Below are 18,094 nucleotides of genomic sequence, written 5' to 3' on the forward strand. Positions count from 1 at the left end.
TCACCGGCCGCCCGGGCCGGCGCTCCCGATCACCCGCCGGCCGGCTGCTGGGCCTCGGCGCCCTGCGCCTCGGCGCCAGCGGCCTCGGCGCCCTGGGCCTCGTCGCCCGCGCCGCCCGCCGCCGGGGCTGCCCCGGGGCGCGCTCCGGCGCCGGCCGGGACCGGCACCCGGAGCTGCCCGCCGCCCTGCTGCGCGAGCACGCCGAGCGCCTTCTGGAAGAACGCCGCCAGGAACGGGACCTCGCGCGGCGGCGAGGTGATCAGCCCGGCGTCCTTGACCGCGCGCGCGACGGCGAGGGCGGCGGTGGCCGCCGCGTCGCCCTTGCGCGCGCGAAGCGAGACGGCGCTGCTGCGCATCCGGGCCGCGAGCTGCGCGCGCACCTCGGGCGAGAAGAACCGGTCGGTCGCGAGCTCGAGCTCCTCGCGCAGCGCCACGTTCACCTGCTCGGGATCGCGCGCCCCGGCGGCCCCGAGACGCTGGCCGACCTTCTGCAGGAGCTCGTCGAGCGCCGGCCGCGCGGGCAGCCAGTGCCGGAACTCCGGCTCCTCGTGCAGGGCGGCGGAGCCGGCGATGTGCGCCGTCACCTGCTCGTCCGTCAGGCTCTCCTCGAGGTCGGCCACCGGGTGCCGCGGCTCGGCCTCCGGCGCGGGCTCGATGAGATCGCGGCACCCCTCCAGCCCGAGCGGCACGACCTGCCCCGACGCCGCGTTCTGCCGCTTCGCGAGCGCGATCCGGTGGCGCGCCCACTCCAGCGAGACGGGCACGGGCGCCGTGCCGAGGTTGTCGTACGCGCGCGCGCGGCCCTCCTTGAGCTGCGACCCGCTGAGCCACCCCGCGCCGGCGTGGAGCACGCCGACCGACTCGCGCACGATCACCTCCGCGATCCGGTAGCGGCCGCTCGTGTCGCGGCTCGTGATCGCGATCGCCTCGGTCCCGCTCGAGTCGGGCGGGATCAGCGTCGCCTCGACCACCTCGGCGCGGTCGTCCGCGAGCCGCGCCACGCGCGGGCGCGTCGGGATCGCCGCCCCGCGCGACTTCAGCACGTTGAGCGCGCGCCGCGCCGCCTTGCGCGCCGCGCCGGAGGCGTCCTCCGCCTCGGCGGCCGCCGCGATCGCCTCCGCGTTCGAGGCGCCGAGCCACGCGTCGACGAGCGCCGGCGCGGCGTCGCCCGCGGCCCGCAGCGCCTCGAGCGCCCGGTCCCAGCCCGCCGCGAGCACCTCGGCGTCGAAGTCGACCTTCGCCGCCCCCGCGCCGCCTTCCTGGCGCGCGCCGCCCTCGGCCTTGCTCTTCGCGGCCGCCGCGGCCTGCTTGGCCTTCGCGGTGCGCGCGCTGAGCGCCTCGCGCGCCGTGAGCGCCGGCTTGTCCGAGGCCGCGACCTGCTTCGCCTTCGCCGCCGGCAGCGAGAACAGGAGGTGCGCCGGCCTGGCCGGGCCCTGCTGCTGCTGCGGCCGGGATTCCTTGGCCGTCACCACCGTCGCTGTCGCGCCCTGGCCGGTCACGGTCACCATCCGCTGGCTCTGCTGCTTCGGCGCGGGTCCTCGTCCCTCGGCGCCCTGCGCCCCGGCCCGAGCGCCCTGCGGGCGCCCGCCCTCCGGCCGCCCGCCCTCGGTGACGGGCCGCGCCGAGAAGCCGCGGTCGGGCCTCGGCCCGCGATCGGGCCTCGGGCCACGGTCCGGTCTGGGTCCACGGTCGGGCCTGGGCCCGCGGTCCGGCCTCGGGCCCTGCTCCCCGCCGGCTCCCTGCGCCGCCCCAGGTCCCTGCTCTGCCCTGGGTCCACGCTCCAGCCTGGGTCCACGGTCGGGCCTGGGCCCGCGGTCCGGCCTCGGGCCGCGATCGGGCCTCGGGCCGCGATCGGGCCTGGGCCCGCGATCGGGCCTCGGGCCGCCGGACGCGGCGGCGGGCCGCTCGGGCCTGGGCGCGCGGTAGTCGCGCACCACGCGCGGCGCGACGGTGGGCGGCGGCGCGGCGTCCTCGTTCGGGGCCGGCGCCGGCGCGTCGGCCAGCGCGGGCCGCTTGCGGGGCGCGATCACGTCCAGCAGCGAGCCCTGCGGCTCCTTTGCCGCGGCCTTGGCCGAGGGGGGGCGCGGCGCCTCGCCCGCGGGCTGCGCCGAGGCGCCCTCCGACGGCTCGTCGGCCTTGCTCGCGACGGCCGTGCTCGCCGAGCGGACGACCCTCCGCGCGCGCGGCTTGTCTGCGCTCTCTGCATCGGGGGCGCCCTCGCGCGCAGCTTCGGGAACTGCGCTGGCGGTCCGCTCCGTGCTCTCGCTCTCGTTCTTTGTGCTCATGTCGAGGCTCCCGGGGACATTTTGAAGATGGGGACCGCGGCCGCGGCTCCCCGATTATCGCGAAAGATGGGCAACAGCTTCGATCTCGACGGCGGAGCCCTTGGGCAGCGCCGCCACCTGCACCGTCGCCCGTGCGGGCAGCACGCCGCCGACGGCCGCCCCGTACACCTGGTTGACGACGGCGAAATCCGCGAGGTCCGTGAGGAAGATCGTGGTCTTCACCACGTCGTTCCAGCTCGCGCCGGCCGCGGACAGCACCTCGGTGAGGTTCTTGATCACCTGGGCGGTCTGCGCCTCGATCCCGCCGGCGACGAGCTCGCCCGTCGCGGGGTCGATCGGGATCTGGCCGCTGCAGAAGACGAGATCGCCGGCCCTGACGGCCTGCGAGTAGGGGCCGATGGCGCGCGGGGCCCGGTCGGATGTGATTGCGGTTTTGGACATGTCGACCTCTGAATCGTGGAGCGCTCCGGCGAGGCGGAAGGCCCGCCCGCCCGGCCCGCACGGCGCGCCGGGGGCCGGTCGGCGCGGTTCCCCCTAGCCGAAGCTCTTCCGGCCTTCGATGGCTCGCCCCAGCGTCACCTGGTCGGCGAACTCCAGATCTCCCCCGTGCGGCACGCCGCTGGCGATGCGCGTGACCTGGATCCCCATGGCGCCGAGCTCGCGCGCGATGAGCAGCGCGGTCGCCTCTCCGTCGACCGAGGGCGGCGTGGCGACCAGCACCTCGCGCACCGGCTGCTCTGGGTCGCGCACGCGCGCCCGGAGCGCCTCGAGCGGCAGCTCCTCGGCGCCGACCCCCTCGAGGGGCGAGAGGAGCCGGCCGAGCACGAAGTAGCGCCCGCGCATGGCCCCGCTCCGCTCGATCGCGAGCAGGTCCTGCACGCGCGCGACGACGCAGAGGAGCGCGCCGTCTCGCCGCGTGTCGAGGCAGACGGCGCAGAGCGGCTGGCCGTCCTCGCCGATCTCGGCGATGTTGCCGCAGCGGGCGCACGGCCGGATGTGATCGCAGAGCTCGACGAGCTCGCCGCCGAGGTCGCGCGCGGTGTCCTCGCCGGCGGTCACCAGGAAGAGGGCGAAGCGCTGGGCCGTCTTCTCGCCGACCCCGGGCAGGCGCGCGAGGAGCTGGGCGACGCGCGACAGCCGGGCGGGCATGCCGCCGGGCGCGCCGCGGAAGCCGGGCGCGGGCGCGGCGCGGCCGCCGTTCGGGACCTTCGAGGAGCCGGGGGGCGACGCCGGGGGACGCAACGCGATCAAGTGTGCATGCCGGGGAGCTTGACGCCGCCGGTCACCTTGGCGATCTCGCTCTCGACGAGCTTGTCGGCCGTGTCGAGCGCCGAGTTCGTCGCCGCGACGATCGCGTCGAGCGCCATCTCCAGGCCCTCGCTCGCGAGGAACGCGGGGTCGACGTCGATCCGGCGCAGCTTGCCCTCGCAGGAGACAACGACCGAGACCTTGTCGCCGGCGGCGGTCGCGCTCACCTCGCGGTCCTTCAGCTCGCCCTTCACCTGGTCGATCTTGCGCTGCATGCGCGCCGCCTGGCGAACCAGCTCATTCATTCCGCCGCGAAATTGCATGGTCAGACGGCGGTCTATGCCGTGAACGGCGCCGGGCCGCAACCGGGAAGGGGAGGAAGGGGAGGGGGCCAGCGCGGGCATCCGACGCGGTGCGCGGATGGGCGCGGCGCCGCCGCGCTCCGGGGAGCGGAGGGGGTCCAAGGGGCCGGGCCCTTCCGGCTCTCCAGGCACTCCCCCTGCTGCGCGGTATCCGCGCGTGGCCGTGACGGAGCGGGGTGCGTTCGGCGCGGCAACTCTGGCAAACTCTCCGGAATGCGGGGCGACCTCCGTGCCGGCCACAGCCGCGGCGACGCGCCCGCGAGAAGGTGCTAGTCGAGCAGCGTATGAGCTACGTCGTCCTCGCGCGGAAATGGCGCCCGCAGTCCTTCGAGGATCTCGTCGGCCAGGAGCACGTCTCCACGACGCTCGCCAACGCCATCGCGCGCGATCGCGTCGCGCACGCGTTTCTCTTCACGGGCGTCCGCGGGGTCGGCAAGACGACGAGCGCCCGCATCCTCGCGAAGGCGCTGAACTGCGTCCACGGCCCGACGGCGAAGCCGTGCCAGACGTGCGCGCCGTGCGCCGAGATCACGGTCGGCGCGGACGTCGACGTCCAGGAGATCGACGGCGCGAGCTACAACGGCGTCGACGAGGTGCGCAAGCTCCAGGAGAGCCTGCCGTACCGGCCGGCGCGCGACCGGTTCAAGATCTTCATCGTGGACGAGGTCCACATGCTCTCGAACGCGGCGTGGAACGCGTTCCTGAAGACGCTGGAGGAGCCGCCGCCGCACGTGAAGTTCATCTTCGCGACGACGGAGGTGCACAAGGTCCCGGTCACGATCCTGAGCCGGTGCCAGCGCTACGACTTCAAGCTCATCGGCGCGCAGGCGATCGCGGCGCGGCTCCGCTGGGTGCTCGAGCAGGAGAAGATCCCCGCGGACGATCCGGCGCTCAGCGCGCTCGCGCGCGAGGCCGCCGGGAGCATGCGCGACGCGATGAGCCTGCTCGACCAGGTGATCGCGTGGGTGGGCACGAGCGGCGATCGCATCACGGCCGAGGGCGTGGCGAAGGTGCTCGGCGTGGCCGACCGCGTGGTGCTGCACCGGCTCGCGGAGGCGCTCGTGGACGGCGATCCTGCGGCGTGCGTGCGCATCGTCGGCGAGCTCGCGCAGCAGGGGTACGACCTGCCGCACGTGGCCCGCGACTTCCTCGCGCACCTGCGCGACCTCGTGGTGGCCAAGGTCTGCGACGATCCGGCGCCGCTGCTCGATCTCGCCGACGAGGAGGTCGCCGACGCGCGCGCGCTCGCGGCGCGGGCGGACGCGGACGACCTCACGCGGCTGCACCAGGGCTTCTCGCGGGCGTTCGACGACATCGTCCGGAGCGGCCAGCCGCGCGCCTCGCTGGAGATGGCGCTGGTGCGGCTCGCGAGGCGGCCGCCGCTGCTGCCGATCGACGAGCTGCTGCGCCGCCTCGGCGACCTGGAGCGGCGGCTGAACGGCGGCGGAGGTGGCGGCGGCGGAGGTGGCGGAGCGCCGGAGCGCGGGCCGCAGCGGCCCGGCGCGCCGCCCGGCGGAGCGGCTGCGCCGAGGCGCGGCGCGGCGCCGGCCGAGGCTGCGCCGGAGGACGCGCGGGGCGCGGGAGCGGCGCCTGCGCACGGCGCCGCGGCGAACGGTGTGCCGAGGGCGAACGGCGCGTCGGCGAACGGCGCGTCGGCGAACGGCGTCGCCGCGTTCGCGAGCGGCGCGTCGGGCGCGAGCGGCGTTGCGAGAGCCAACGGCGCGGCGGCGCACGGCGTGGCGGCAGCCCCGGCGAGCGGCGTGACCGCGACGAACGGGGCGGCGAGAGCGAACGGCGCGGCTGCGTTCAGCGCGCCGGCTGCGTTCAGCGCGCCGGCTGCGTTCGCCGCGCCGGCTGCGTTCGCCGCGCCGGCTGCGTTCGCCGCGCCGGCTGCGTTCGCCGCGCCGGCCGCGAGCGGGGTGGCGAGGGCGAGCGGCGGCGTGGCGGCGAACGGCGCAGCGGCGAACGTCGTCTCCCTCGTGAACGGCGCGCCGGGCGTGAGCGGCGCGGCGGCGACCTTCGCGGGCAGCGCCGCACCGGCGTTCGCGGGCGGCGCCGCGCCGGCGTTCGCCAAGGCGCCGTACGCGAACGGCGCGGCCGCGCCGGCGTTCCGCCCCGACAGCGCGCCGCCCCCGTCGCCGCGCGGCGCGCTCTACTCCGTCCCGCAGAGCGCCCCTCCAGCCCCCGCGGCGCCGAGCCCCGTGTCAAGGACGAGCGCGCCGCCGCCGGCGAGCGCACCGCCGCCGGCGAGCGCGCCGCCGCCGGCGATGAGCGCCGACGACCTCGCCACCTGGCGCGCGGTGATCACCGCGGTCCGGGGGCAGCGGCCGGCGCTCGCCTCCGTGCTCGAGCACGCGGCCGTGCTGGAGCTGAAGCCGACCCGCGTCGTCCTCGGCTACGAGGCGAACTCGTTTCTTTCCGGCCAGGCCACCGAGCCCCCGGCCCGCGACCTGCTCGCCCGTGTCCTGCAAGCCCATTTCGGCGGCCCCGCCGAGCTCGTCTTCGAGACGATCACCCGAGGCAGCGCCGGCCCGTCGCTCGCGCAGGTCGAGACCGCCGAACGCAAGGCGCGCGTCGAGGCCGCCCGGCGCGCCGTGGCCGACCACCCGCTCGTCGCGGCCGCGATCGAGCTGCTCGGCGCGGAGCTCAAGGACGTGCGGCTCGCTCCAGACTTCGCGGAGGGGTGAGCGTCGTGTGCTGCCGCGCGATGTGCCACGCGCGACGGTCTGGAAGAAGAGAGAATTAACCACAGAGGCACAGAGAGCACAGAGGGGAGAGAAGAGAGATTGATTTCTTCTCATCCTCTGTGGCCTCTGTGCCTCTGTGGTTCAATTCTCTCTTCTTCGATGTGTTCGTGAGATCCGGTGCCCTGGAGGATGCACACCGGAGGCGCGGTGGTCCTCCGACGTGAAGCAACGCCGTCGCTGGGAGAGCTACAGAGTCAGCTTCCGTTCCGCAGCCAGGAGCGGAACGCCTTGACCGCCTCGTGCTGGTCCGGCCAGCGCACGAATCGCGCGAGCGCGACGAGATCCAGAGCAGGAATGAGCTCGCTGGCCGCGATGGCCTCGTACTCCTCGCCGCGCAACGCATGGATGCGGAAGGCGTCGCGCTCCCAGAACCAGACCTCGCGAACGCCGAGGCCGCTGTAGACAGGCAGCTTGTCGAGCCCACCGCTCGTCAGCACCACCTCGATGGCGATATCGGGAAACTCCTTGAGCGTGCCGCCGATGCAATAGCACTCGTCGGGCTCGAGGCCGCGCGCCTTGGCTTCTCGACGGAACGTGGTCGAGCCGTAGCCGTAGAGCGGCACATCCCGCTCCAGCGCGAAGAACTCGATCAGGCGGGCGATGCATTTGTTCGCTGCTTCGTGATCGATGGACGGCCTCATCAGCTCGAGTGTCCCCTCGTAGAAGGTCATCCGCAGGCCGGGGGTGTCCAGCTCGTCCCGCATCCTCACGTAGGTCTGCCAGGGAACGCCGTGGATCACGAAGCGCTGCTCACCCTGCATCACCCACCCCCGCGCGGCTCGCCAGGAACGCCGTTCGCTCCTCCACGGGCCCCGGGCCCACGTCGACCACCTCGAAGCCGGCCGCGCGGTACATCGCGCCGAGCCGCAGGTTGATCCGCTCCGCCTCGGCGGCGCGCTCTTCTCGGCTCCTGCCCCAGCGCGGGGCCTGGAGCTCCGGCATCACGGCGAACAGGAACACCAGCGCATAGCGCTCGAACGCGGGCTCGCCGGGCGGCCAGGGATACTCCACCTCTCCGCTCGTGCGCAGGTAGTACTCGACCGGATCGAGGTACCCGCGCTCCAGCCAGTCCCCGCTGCGCGCCTCCGCCTCGATCGCCCTCTGGGTCTCCAGCACCCGGGCGGCGAACTCCCGCTTTCGGCACAGGGGACAGACGTGCTCCGGCGCGTCAATCGCACGGAACGGCTCGTCCGGCGGATGCCCGTGCGTGCGCGCCCCGAGCTCGTCCAGCACGCGCCGGTGCGCCTCGCCGTGCACGCGGTGGCCCCGCGTGGACGCGAGATGACGGAGCGTCGTGGTCTTGCCGCACGCGTACGCGCCTGTCGCCACGAAGAGACGCTTGCTCATCTCCAGCTCACCGCCGCGTCCACCACACCGAGCCTCCGCCGACCTCGACGGCACGCCCAGCGAGCGCCGTGAAGCGCGCGACAGCCTCCATGACGCCCGCGTGCTTCTCGTTGTGGTCGTGTCCGGCCAGGACCCCGCCCGGCTTCAGCCTGGGCCACCACGCCTCGATGTCCGCGATCACCGCCGCCGGGTCGTGCGAGCCGTCGAGGAACACGAGATCCAGGCTCGCGTCGGCGAAGCGCGCCGCCGCCTCCGTGGAGGCGAGCCGGTGGACGCTCGGCCGGATCCCGAGCGCCTCCAGGTTCGCCCGGAACACGCCGGGCACGTCCTCTGCGGCCAGCATGGCGCGATACCGAGCGGCGTACTCGTCGCTGGAGCCCTCCCAGGCGTCGACGCAATGGAGCGCGACGCCGTTCCTCGCCGCGAGCCGCCCGACGTACGCCGTGGAGAGCCCCTTCCAGGAGCCTACCTCGACCATCGCGCCGCCCCGGAGCGAGCGCACGAGCGCCCGGTACGCGAGGCCGGCTTCCTCGGAGAACCAGCCCTGGATCGGGTCGAGCCGGGTCACCGGGAACAGCGCGAGGAGCGCCGCCGGCTTCCGCGCTGGATCGCGGACTTCGTACTGGCGGTCGCACAGCTTCACGAAGCAGCGGGCGTCGTGCGCGACGAACAGCGGCCGCTCGATGACGGCGAACTTCTTGAGCGACGTGGACCGCTCCGGATCCCGCTCTCCCCTCCGGATCTCGTCGGCGGTCGTCGCGAAGATCACGTCCTCGTGCCGGATCGGGCGCCCCTGATCCGGGCCGTCGGTCCACGGACGCTCTCCGGGGTATCCGGCGCGGTCGGTGCCGTGTTCGAGGAGGCGAGCCAGCTTGTCCGCCTCGCTCGCGCGGAACAGCAGAGGGCCCGTGATGCCGCGCGCCTCGAGCTCGTCCAGCACCTCCTCGAGAAAGAGCAGGTTCCGGCCGATGTAGGGCAGGGGGATGACGGGCGGCGTCATGAGGCGTCGAGCGCGGCGCGCGCCGCCGGCGGCGGGCCCAGGATGCCGTCCCAGGGTTGCCAGGTGGAGGCGAGCCTGGCATTCGGGTGGAAGATGAGCTCGTGGACGATGCCCGGGCCGGAGCGCTTCGTCTCCTCGAGCTGGGCGAGATCGGCCTCCTCGAAGACCACATCGATGTCCTCGAAGCGGAACACCTCGACATAGTAGTAATAGCCGACGATCTGCCGCTCGAACGAGAACCGCGCGTCGGCGCTCAGCGCGTCGAGGAGCGGCTCGAGCTGGACGCGGGCGCGATCGCTGTATTTGACAACGTGGTTCTCGACCACGGCGGTCGGGTCGGTCTTCATCAGTTGCCGGAAGATCACGTTGTCCACGCCGAGCGACCGCGCGAACCGCAGATAGGCCACGATGTGCTCCACGGTGTCGATCTGTCCCTCCAGGAGCACGCAGGAGAGGCGCACCCGGGTGCCGCCGGCCGCTGCCGCCGCCACGACGCGGCGGAGCTCGTCGACGGTCAGGCCGTCTTTCATCACCATGAGCCTGGCGTTCCGGTCGTGGTCGGGGTGGGCGCGGCTGATGTTGAGGTGCTGGACGCCGGTCTCGACGATCCAGTCGATCACCCGCTTCCCCTCGCGCTGCTGGAGCAGCCCCGAGCCGTTCGTGGTGAGCGTCCGCTTGCGGCCGCGGCGGGCCTGCCCGAGCGCGAGGATGCGCGGCAACCGCGGGTCGTGGCTCGGCTCGCCGCCGGTGATCGATACCGTCGGATCCAGCGGGCGGAGCGCTTCCAGCGACTCGGCCATCGCGTCGAAATAGCGCCCGTCGTCGTCCTCGACGCTCTTCTGCACGGAGAGGCTCCGCCCGCGCGACGCGGGCCTGAGCTCCTCGACGCAGAAGTGGCATCTCGCATTGCAGGGCTGCCGGCTGTAGATGGAGAAGTTCGCGTTGCGGTAGACCTCGACCGGCCGGCCCCACAGGTCGAAGCGCACCGTGTCGCCGGCGGTGCTGTTGCCGGTCAGGTCGAAGGCGCGGCTCTTCAGCCGGCGCCACTCGTCGCGGAACGGGCGCGCGCTCACGGCAGCCTCCGCATGGCGTCGGAGCGCGCCACGAGGTCGGGGCCGAAGGCGCGGCCGTCCGGGTTGAGCATCGTGAAATGGGTGCCGACGAGGAACGGCTCTTCCCAGTCCTCGTGCTTCTGCGCGAAGCCGTAGCGCTGCAGGTGGAAGACGTTGGCGAGCTCGATGAGCCCCGCGTCGCGCACCGCCTGCACGACCCACGCGTCGCCGTCCGGCTCGCTCTTGCGCAGCCGGACGTTGAGGACCAGCTGGCGGTCGCCGCCGAGCGCCGCGAGCCGCTCGCGCAGGGCGCGCGCGAGGTCGAGCAGGCCGCTGTCGTGCTCGAGGAGGTGGTGGTTGACCGAGAGCTTGATCGTGGTGGGCTCGCCGAGCTTCTCCAGCCAGGCGTCGAGCCCGGCCGGGTCGCGCGGGAGCTCGACGCCGTTGGTCACCACGACGACGCGCGCGCACCGGCGCTCGGCGCGGGCGAGCCGCACCATCTCGTCGAAGTGCGGGTGGATCGTGGGCTCGCCGCCCTCGAGCTGCACCTCGAACGGGCCCTCGGCCGGGAAGCTCGCGCGGTAGCGATCGAGGGCGAGGAAGGTCTGCCCCCGGGGCGACGAGCAGGTGCAGCACCACGGGCACGAGCGGTTGCAGTGGTTCGAGGTGGCCACGTAGAGCCGGTGCGGCCGCTCCGCCGTGGGCCTGTCGAGCGGCAGCGCGCCCGTGAGCGTCGCGTTCTGGGGTCTCGTCGCGGTCGGCATGGAGCGCCTCCAGCGAGGAGGATACGGCGGGGTGGGGAGGGGATGAAGGAGATCCGAGGGGTCAGTCTCCCCGGGTCGGGCGTGCCACGCGCGCCGGGGCGAAGCTCCCGTAGCCGCCCTGATCGCTCCGGCGGATCGCGGACTCGAGCACGATCGCGATGCCGCGGGCGCGCAGGACGCCCGGGTCCGCCTCGAATACCTCTGGCGACGTCAGGACGGAGCCGACGACGGAGCGCGGGAGCGGCACCGTCCAGATCGGCCACCGGAAGGTCCCTGTCTTCCACTCCCCGCTGCACCCGGTCGTCACGATCCGGTCGCCGACGGGGGCTACTCGGATGAACGGCAGGCCACGGAACGCCAGCCAGTCCGCGCCGGGTACGCCCAGCTTCTTGTCCTTCGAGGGATCGCTCGCGCGAAGCGCATAGTCGCGCGCCGAGGTGTTGTCCCACTGGAGCACCGGGAGCGGTCGCTCGTAGCGCCACGGTCCGAACAGGGCCTCTTCCAGATCCTCGACGCGCACGCCCCGGAGGAGCTCGCTCACCATCGTGAGGAACTCCTGCTGGCCCGCGGTGAAGTGGAGCGCAGTCGGCTTTGTGTTGCCGTTGTTGTCCACCGCCACATCCGTCGCGAACGCGGCGGCGAAGGCTAGGCTCCGCCGCAGGTCGTCGTCGACAAGGCCGCTCAGGTACTCCGCGAACTTGCTCGGAGGCGGCTTGAGATCGTGCGCCTCGGCCCCATCGCCGTCCTTCCGATAGCGCAGCCGCTCGATCGCGGGCTCGCCCCGGAAGCTCTCCAGATCCTGCACGAGCATGTCGAGCAACGCGCCGCGGTCCGGGCCGCCCACGATCGCCGGCCGGTACGTGCCGCCGGTGCGCCAGACCAGCCTGGGCTCCGGCGTTCCGTCCTTCACCCGGTCGGCGAGCGCGCCCAGCACCCCGAGCGCCGCCAGGAAGGCCAGCGGGTTCTTGCCATCAAGCCCGGTCAGCAAGAGCTCGGTCATCTCTCTTCCTTCGCCCCGAGGTCGCCCCGCTGCTCTTCCTCGCTCCGCCGGTGATCTGCGAGCCGCAGGATCGCTTCGAGCCACGCCAGGCCGAACCAGCCGTAGCGCTCCACGAGCCGCCAGAACCGCTCGGCGATCCCCGCGTCGAGCCGCGCGAGGCCGTGATCGCTCGAGACGCCACGCACGACGATGTCCCCGGCGTTCAGCACGAGCTCGACAGGCGCGGGGTCCTCGACCACTGGCGCGAACGGTCGGCACCAGCCGTGATGCGAGGCCACGAGGTGCAGGACCAGATCGCGATCGACGGCTTCGCGGAGTAGCGGCGTGCAGGCCTCCGCCTCCAGGAGCGCGACCGACGCGAGCTCGTGACGGGCTCCCCGCGGATATCCGGAGCGCTCGAGCGCGTGGGCCCGCGCCGCGCGATCCGCGGCGACGAGCGCGCTCTTGGCGAGCGGCTCGGGCGCCACCGCCGCCCGGAGCTCGCTGCCCCCGTGGAGCATCCGCTGGAACCGCGGGTCGACCTTCCCGGCGTCGTGCCAACGCGCTGCCAGCGCGACGTCGCGCGCGACCTCGGGCGGAAGCCCGCACTGCTGGGCGAACCGCCTGGCCCAGGAAGCGACGCCTCCAAGATGCTCGCGCAGCGTCACCTCGACGCCCGTGTACGACGCACCGTCGTCCTCCGTCGTCACGTCGCCGGCCCCCGCGTCACGCGTGCGGAAGCGGCCGACGAGCGCGAAATAGCCCGGTTCGGCCCGCCGCTCGCCTTCCTCGTCCGCCATCGCCACGGCATCGAGCCGCACGAGCGCGGGGCGCCTCCTGCCCTTCACCGCGAGCGCCTTGAGCGCCCGGCCAAGCCACGATGCCGCGGCCGTCGCCTCGCTCATCTCCGAAAGCCAGGCGTCAATCTCCGCGCGATCCTCGGCATCCGACCGCTCGTCCACCACCGGGACGGGGATCTTCGGCAATGCAGCATCCATGACGTCAGCGTGCTGCCGCAGGACGTCCGGGTGCAGCCGCAGCGTCGGGCGCCCCGTCTGCTGCCATCGCGCGCGATCGCCCAGATCCGAGACGGGCACCTGGGATGATGGATCCCAGGTGCCGCCGGCGAGGCCTCCATAGGTGCTCGGAATTACGAGCGTGATGCCTGGGCGGAGATCACCGGTCTCGATCACCCGGCTCTCGTCGCCCTTCCAGAGGAGCGCGAGCCGTCCGCCCCGCTGTTTCGCGTCGTCCTCTCCCACCGCGCGCCCCTCGACGTCGGCGAGATCGGGGGCTGCGCCGCCCTGGAGCCACATCCGCACTGCATGGATCGGCATCGAGATCGCCTCGAGCCCGACCGGCGCGCACGCCTCCACGCGCTTCAACAACGCCTCGCGCGCCTCCTCGTCTCCCTTCGCCTGCGTGAGCAGCGCTCCGGTCACATCGGCGCGCCAGACGACCTGCACCTCGGGCGCCTGCTCCTGATCGGCGCCGTGGAGCCACAGGGAGACATCGGGGTCGATCGCCGGGCTGGGCCGCGTCTGCACCCACGCATCGAGGTGCGCGGGGAGCATCACGGGCGCGCGCGCCTTGGGCGAGCGCATGGCGTCGAGTCTCTCTCCTGTCGGCAGGGCTGCCGCCATCGTCTGGACACCGAAATCGCGCGCCGCCTCGCCGAGCCACGTCCACGTCTCGGCGATCGCCCTGCCATAGACCGGATCGACGTGATCCTTGGCCAGCGCGTCCGAGCGCACCAGCACCACGCCGCGCGCGTCCTCGATGGCGCCGATCCGGTTGAGCCGGCCGAAGCGCTGCCGGAGCGCGTCGATCGAGGCGCACTCGGTCACGATCGCGTCGAGATCGAAGTCGGCGCCCGCCTCGATGCACTGCGTCGCGACGATGACGACCGGCTTCGCGGCTGCGTCGCGCGCGCGGCCCGAGCGCACGAGGGGGCCGAGCTTTGCGTCGAGGTCGTCGCGGTCCAGCGCACGCATGCGGCCCGTGACGAGGATGGGGTCGACGCTGGCGCCGGTGCGCTTCCGGATCGCCGCGGCCGCGTCGCGCGCCGTGGCCACGCGATTGACGATGACGCCGACGGCGCGCCCCGGCGCCACGAAGCGCACGGCGTGCTCGGCGATCGCCTCGACGAACGTCGCCTTCCGCGCGTCCTCCCCGCCGCTCACCTTGACCTCACCGAGCGCGACCGGCTTCTTCGCCCGGAGCCGCAGCGCGAGCCGCTCGTCCCGGTGATCGTCGTCGTTCAGCCCGAACGCGCGATCGCCCTCGGGGATCGCCGTCGCGTCGCCTCGTGCGGCCGGCCTGCTGCCCGGCGTCGCCGACATCTCGACGACCTGCCACCGATCGGGCAGCTTGCAGGCCTTCCACGGGTCGGCCAGGTTGGTGCCGGCCCACGCGCGGTACCGGCGCAGCGAGGCCAGCGTCTCGCGGAAGGGCTGCGAGAGGTGCACCTCGTCGAGCAGCAGGAGCGCGTCGTTGCCGAGCAGCCCCGCGTGGATCGGGCGCATGGCGTCGCTCACGCCGTAGCCGCGGAAGAGCAGCCGGGAGCCGACCTGATCGACGGTCGAGACGGCGACGAGCGGCTGATCGGGTCTCCGCGCCCACGCGTCGTCGCGCGGCATGCCGCCGCGGAGCTGCGCCAGGGCGATCGGCGCCTCATCCCCGCGCAGGCCGGCGAGCGCCCGGAGCCGATCGGCCACGGCGCGAAGGACGCCGTCCCGCGCGCCCGTCAGGGATTCGGCGATCGCCTTCGCCCGCTCGAACGCCTGATCGACGACCGTGCGCCGATCCACGACCATCACGACGCGCCGCGGGGCCTTACGCTGAGCCGGCGGTGACGCGGCGTCGAGCGCGAGGTGGAAGAGAGCGACGTCGATCGCTGCTGTCTTGCCCGTGCCCGTGGGAAGATCGAGCAACGCCGGCCAGCGTCCCTCGCGCGCGACGTCGGCGAGCAGCCTCGCCTGCCACGGGAACGGCGCCGCGCCATGGATCGCCTCGAAGTACGCGGCGAAGTCGCCGGGCGAGAGATCAGCCATGTCCCCTCAGCGGCCGGAACAGCCCGAGGCCGAAGTAGCGCCCGGCGCCGAGCAGGATGGGCCCCCTCACCGGCGCGTCGAACGTGAGCGTCGCGTGCACCAGCACGCGTTGCACGGGAGGCTTGCCCGCATGGAACGGCGGGAAGCGCCGGGCCTTGTCGGCACCTGCTATCGGCGCCGCGGGGAGGACCGTCACGCGCGATGGGCGCGGTAGGCCGATCCGCTCGCACGCGACGGCGAGGGTCGCCTCGGCCTCGGCGTACGCGGCGGCCTCCTTCTGCGGATCCTGCGCGCCGAGATCCCCCGGGTTGCGATCGAGCGCGACCGGCGTCGCGCTGGCCCAGGATGTCGACTCGGCGCACCAGGTTGCGGCCCGCAGCGTCGACGGGGACGCCTGCTCCTCGAGCCGCGCGAGGACGAGCTCGCCTGTCCTGCCGAGGTGGACAGGGAGCGTCGGCGCCTCCTCGTCTTCATGACGCCCTTGCCGCTCCCAGGCGTCCAGCGCGCGGTAGACGTCGAGCCGTTCGTCGCGCGTCGCGTCCCGCGGCAGGATCAGCGCGACGCCGAGGATCGCGCCGTCCGCGTGCTCGCTCCCGACGAACGGCAGCGGGACGTACGCGAGGTGGGGGCGCTCGCTCGGCCCGCCGGACGCTCGATGCCCCGACAGGATCTCGGGCGCGCCGGGGCCGTACGCCGCCATCATGGCCTTGCGCACCGTCCGGGCGACGTCCACGGCCCGGATCGACGGGAGGCGCGGGCCGGCGAGCCGGCGCAGGACGATCCATCCGTCGCCGAAGAGGGGCACCGGGGCGCTCGCCACGCTGGCGTGGCGGGGCCTGACGTAGCGCTGGAACGACGCCGGCATGACCCGCCCGGGCGTGTCGGCCTGGAGCTCGAAGGCCGCGCAGAGCGCCGCGAGCTGGCCCGGACCGACGACGCGGAGCACGGCCTCGTCCCCGGCGCGCCTCGGGCTTGTGTCGTCCGGGATCCATGTCGCTTCGGGGCGATCGTCGCGCACGCGGACGGTCACGAGCGACGAGGAATGCCCGAGCCGCGTCACGCGCGCAGCGAGCGTGTCGAGCGTCGATCGCTGCTCGGGCGTGGGCGTCGCGCTCGGCCAGGCGAAGACGATGCGCGACGCGGCAGGATCCATCTCGGAGGGCGCGCTCGACGGGAAGGTGCGCGGTTGCCGTGTTCGTCGCTCGGGCAGGATCGACGACGCCTTTCCCGGCCCGTCTTTCCCCTCCTTGCCGGCCGGGACGGGGGCGATCGCCTTGCGCACGGCCTCCAGGAAGCGTGCCTCGGCCTTGGCGAACTTCTTCTCGGCGGCGGCGAGCGGCTTGCCGCCCTTGGGGCGAGCGGCGTCGAGCTCTGCGCGCGCCTCACGCACGGTGAGCGCCTCGTCGTCGAGCGAGCCGACGACGCTCGTGTCGTTCACCGGCACGAACACGGTCACGATCTCCCGCGCGGCGGCCTCGGGGGCCGTGATCTCGGGCGGGCCTTGCTGCTCCAGCCACTCCAGCGCGTCGCGCTCGTCGGCGGACGGGTCGAGCGCCTCGAAGTGGGCGTCGACGAGGGCCGAGAACAGCCGCGCCGGGTGGGGTGGCCACTCGGCCCGATTGCGGTCGTCGACAGCGGTCGCCACGTAGCGGCCGGTCAGCAGGGCGACCTCGATCGCGAGCATCAGCCGCCCTCGTCCTCGGCCTCGCCGCTCGCCGCCAGCTCGCGGCTCTTCCGGATCAGGCCGGCAAGCTTCGGAGCCGGCGTGAGCGTGACGGGCTTCGGATCCCAGCCGAGGCCGAGCTGCCGCGCCTTCTGCTCGGCGTCCTTGAGCAGGGCCGCGGCCTCGGCCCGGGCGAGCGAGAAGCGCTCCGGCTCGCCGCCGTCGCGGCCGAGGAGCTCGAGGACGAGCGGCTCTTTCGCGACGAGGGTCGAGCGCGAGCGGAGGTCGTAGCCCTGGTCACGCTGGTAGACGACGGCCGCGAGGGCGAGCGCGGCGAGGGCGGTGCGCGCCGCCGCCTCGGCCGCGTCGCGCTGCTCGGCCGGGAGGCGCTCGCCCGAGCAGGCGGTCTGGAACCGCAGGCGGCGGAGGGCGCCGAGCGAGAGCACGATGGTCTGCACGGCGTGGCTCATCGTGACCCCGCCCGCCGCCGCGTCGATGCTCGGTGGGATGTTGCCATGGTTGATGGCTGACGGAGAGCCCTTCTTGCCGTCGCCGCCGCTGCGCGAGAACTCGATGGGCTTGCCCTTGGCGAGCTCGGCCTCCTTCGGGTCGACGGTCCAGTCCTGGCTCGGGTCCTTGTGCTTGAAGACCGGTCCCGCCTTCGTCTGGATGCCGGCGGGGTCGAGGCGGCTCGCCGTCTTGACGCCCGTCGCGACGTCGATCCCGACGATCTCGGAGACCAGGCAGCGCTGGAACTTGGCGCCGAGGCCGCCCTTCGGACCGGTGCTGTCCCACACGCCGAAGATGAGGGCTGTCGGGCAGTGCTTGAACATGGCCGTCGCGTGGTTGGGGCGCGCGTCGGTGACGTCCTTGCCGACGGTGGTGTGGCGGAACGGGGTGCCGCCGAGCACGCTGTCGCGGAGGAGCGCGTCCGCGATGCGGTGCGGTGCCTGGAGCGCGGTGATCTGCTCGAGATCCTCGAGCCCCTCCTGCTTCGAGAAGTCGACCTGGACGACGGGGAAGGGGAGCTCTCCGCGCCGCCATCCTTCGAGCAGCGCCTCTTCCAGGCGGTTTGCCTGGGAAGCGACCGAGTCGAGGAGCACCGTAGTCACTTCGCGCCCGTCGATGCGTCGCGGCTCGGTTGCGTACTTGGTGGTCGCGTTGCGCTCTTTCACGTAGGTCGGCGGGAAGACCTTGTCTCCGGGGCCGCCCGCGGGCTCGAGGCGCGTGATCGCGCGGATGGCGGCGGCGCCGCCGGCGACGGCGTTCGCGAGGGTGTCGAGATCGAGAGAGCGCATCGGGCCTCCGTGGGCGGGAAAGGGTGAAGAGCTCCGGGCGGCGCAGGGCTGGGCGAGCTCATGCGGCTGGGGGCCGGCGTCGTGCGGCCGAGGCGACGGTGCCTACCATCGCAGACGAGGGAGGGAATGGGAAGGGGGCGGTGCGCGACTGCGTCTACTTCCGTAAACATCCATGAAGTCACCAGACGGCGTGATGTGCACCGCCGAGCCCGTCTTGCCGAGGGGCTTGCTCGAGGCCGGGCGGCTCCGGGCCGTGGTGGCTGGCGTCGAGGGGAAAGGGGAAAGCGCGGGAGGTG

At 73.6% G+C, this 18,094-nt stretch carries 14 protein-coding genes; 1 reads left to right on the plus strand and 13 read right to left on the minus strand.

Going from position 1 to position 18,094, the window contains the following annotated elements:
* Nucleotides 1-29: 29 nt before the first annotated feature.
* The 4 genes from WME96_RS01740 to WME96_RS01755 form a co-directional block, all read right to left on the minus strand.
* Nucleotides 30-2,285 (minus strand): hypothetical protein, encoded by a 2,256-nt coding sequence (locus WME96_RS01740; protein WP_437288450.1) that lies wholly within the window; start codon nucleotides 2,283-2,285, stop codon nucleotides 30-32.
* Nucleotides 2,286-2,339: 54 nt separating this feature from the next.
* Nucleotides 2,340-2,726 carry a RidA family protein gene (locus WME96_RS01745; protein ID WP_433932867.1) on the minus strand — a complete coding sequence of 129 codons (387 nt, stop codon included), beginning with the start codon at nucleotides 2,724-2,726 and terminating at the stop codon, nucleotides 2,340-2,342.
* Between the two features lie 93 nt (nucleotides 2,727-2,819).
* Nucleotides 2,820-3,536 (minus strand): recombination mediator RecR, encoded by a 717-nt coding sequence (recR, locus tag WME96_RS01750; protein WP_433932868.1) that lies wholly within the window; start codon nucleotides 3,534-3,536, stop codon nucleotides 2,820-2,822.
* Nucleotides 3,533-3,856 carry a YbaB/EbfC family nucleoid-associated protein gene (locus tag WME96_RS01755; protein WP_061606776.1) on the minus strand — a complete coding sequence of 108 codons (324 nt, stop codon included), beginning with the start codon at nucleotides 3,854-3,856 and terminating at the stop codon, nucleotides 3,533-3,535. The genes recR and WME96_RS01755 overlap by 4 nt, the downstream gene beginning before the upstream one ends.
* A 323-nt stretch (nucleotides 3,857-4,179) precedes the next feature.
* Here WME96_RS01755 and dnaX point away from each other — a divergent pair, with 323 nt between their 5' ends.
* On the plus strand, nucleotides 4,180-6,582 hold the full coding sequence (gene dnaX / locus WME96_RS01760) for a DNA polymerase III subunit gamma/tau (protein ID WP_437288451.1): 2,403 nt from the start codon (nucleotides 4,180-4,182) through the stop codon (nucleotides 6,580-6,582).
* Nucleotides 6,583-6,836: 254 nt separating this feature from the next.
* Here dnaX and WME96_RS01765 read toward each other — a convergent pair whose 3' ends face one another.
* From WME96_RS01765 to cas7g, 9 genes are all read right to left on the minus strand, one after another.
* Complete coding sequence (locus WME96_RS01765; protein WP_437288452.1) at nucleotides 6,837-7,403, minus strand: Uma2 family endonuclease; 567 nt, start codon at nucleotides 7,401-7,403, stop codon at nucleotides 6,837-6,839.
* Complete coding sequence (locus WME96_RS01770) at nucleotides 7,393-7,989, minus strand: ATP/GTP-binding protein (RefSeq protein WP_437288453.1); 597 nt, start codon at nucleotides 7,987-7,989, stop codon at nucleotides 7,393-7,395. The genes WME96_RS01765 and WME96_RS01770 overlap by 11 nt, the downstream gene beginning before the upstream one ends.
* 7 nt (nucleotides 7,990-7,996) lie before the next feature.
* On the minus strand, nucleotides 7,997-8,989 hold the full coding sequence (locus tag WME96_RS01775; protein ID WP_437288454.1) for a class I SAM-dependent methyltransferase: 993 nt from the start codon (nucleotides 8,987-8,989) through the stop codon (nucleotides 7,997-7,999).
* Nucleotides 8,986-10,062 carry a radical SAM protein gene (locus WME96_RS01780; RefSeq protein ID WP_437288455.1) on the minus strand — a complete coding sequence of 359 codons (1,077 nt, stop codon included), beginning with the start codon at nucleotides 10,060-10,062 and terminating at the stop codon, nucleotides 8,986-8,988. Before WME96_RS01780 ends, WME96_RS01775 begins: the two co-directional genes overlap by 4 nt.
* Nucleotides 10,059-10,805: a radical SAM protein gene (locus WME96_RS01785; protein WP_437288456.1), complete on the minus strand. Its 747-nt coding sequence runs from the start codon at nucleotides 10,803-10,805 to the stop codon at nucleotides 10,059-10,061. Before WME96_RS01785 ends, WME96_RS01780 begins: the two co-directional genes overlap by 4 nt.
* A gap of 61 nt (nucleotides 10,806-10,866) precedes the next feature.
* Nucleotides 10,867-11,805, minus strand: a complete 939-nt coding sequence (locus WME96_RS01790; protein WP_437288457.1) for a type I-G CRISPR-associated protein, Cas3-extension family — start codon at nucleotides 11,803-11,805, stop codon at nucleotides 10,867-10,869.
* Nucleotides 11,802-14,837, minus strand: a complete 3,036-nt coding sequence (gene cas3g, locus WME96_RS01795; protein WP_437288458.1) for a type I-G CRISPR-associated helicase/endonuclease Cas3g — start codon at nucleotides 14,835-14,837, stop codon at nucleotides 11,802-11,804. The genes WME96_RS01790 and cas3g overlap by 4 nt, the downstream gene beginning before the upstream one ends.
* A complete protein-coding gene (gene csb2, locus WME96_RS01800; RefSeq protein WP_437288459.1) occupies nucleotides 14,830-16,521 on the minus strand; it encodes a type I-G CRISPR-associated protein Csb2 in 1,692 nt (563 codons plus the stop codon). The genes cas3g and csb2 overlap by 8 nt, the downstream gene beginning before the upstream one ends.
* Nucleotides 16,521-17,798 carry a type I-G CRISPR-associated RAMP protein Csb1/Cas7g gene (gene cas7g / locus WME96_RS01805; protein WP_437288460.1) on the minus strand — a complete coding sequence of 426 codons (1,278 nt, stop codon included), beginning with the start codon at nucleotides 17,796-17,798 and terminating at the stop codon, nucleotides 16,521-16,523. The genes csb2 and cas7g overlap by 1 nt, the downstream gene beginning before the upstream one ends.
* Between the last annotated feature and the right edge of the window lie 296 nt (nucleotides 17,799-18,094).

The organism is Sorangium sp. So ce406 (assembly GCF_051474675.1).
Lineage (GTDB): Bacteria > Myxococcota_A > Polyangia > Polyangiales > Polyangiaceae > Sorangium > Sorangium cellulosum_G.

Excerpts from the sequence above, each read along its gene's own strand:
- WME96_RS01740 (WP_437288450.1), bottom strand. The coding sequence starts at position 2,285 with ATGAGCACAAAGAACGAGAGCGAGAGCACGGAGCGGACCGCCAGCGCA.
- WME96_RS01745 (WP_433932867.1), bottom strand. The coding sequence starts at position 2,726 with ATGTCCAAAACCGCAATCACATCCGACCGGGCCCCGCGCGCCATCGGC.
- WME96_RS01755 (WP_061606776.1), bottom strand. The coding sequence starts at position 3,856 with ATGCAATTTCGCGGCGGAATGAATGAGCTGGTTCGCCAGGCGGCGCGC.
- dnaX (WP_437288451.1), top strand. The coding sequence starts at position 4,180 with ATGAGCTACGTCGTCCTCGCGCGGAAATGGCGCCCGCAGTCCTTCGAG.
- WME96_RS01765 (WP_437288452.1), bottom strand. The coding sequence starts at position 7,403 with ATGCAGGGTGAGCAGCGCTTCGTGATCCACGGCGTTCCCTGGCAGACC.
- WME96_RS01770 (WP_437288453.1), bottom strand. The coding sequence starts at position 7,989 with ATGAGCAAGCGTCTCTTCGTGGCGACAGGCGCGTACGCGTGCGGCAAG.
- WME96_RS01775 (WP_437288454.1), bottom strand. The coding sequence starts at position 8,989 with ATGACGCCGCCCGTCATCCCCCTGCCCTACATCGGCCGGAACCTGCTC.
- WME96_RS01785 (WP_437288456.1), bottom strand. The coding sequence starts at position 10,805 with ATGCCGACCGCGACGAGACCCCAGAACGCGACGCTCACGGGCGCGCTG.
- WME96_RS01790 (WP_437288457.1), bottom strand. The coding sequence starts at position 11,805 with ATGACCGAGCTCTTGCTGACCGGGCTTGATGGCAAGAACCCGCTGGCC.
- cas3g (WP_437288458.1), bottom strand. The coding sequence starts at position 14,837 with ATGGCTGATCTCTCGCCCGGCGACTTCGCCGCGTACTTCGAGGCGATC.
- csb2 (WP_437288459.1), bottom strand. The coding sequence starts at position 16,521 with ATGCTCGCGATCGAGGTCGCCCTGCTGACCGGCCGCTACGTGGCGACC.
- cas7g (WP_437288460.1), bottom strand. The coding sequence starts at position 17,798 with ATGCGCTCTCTCGATCTCGACACCCTCGCGAACGCCGTCGCCGGCGGC.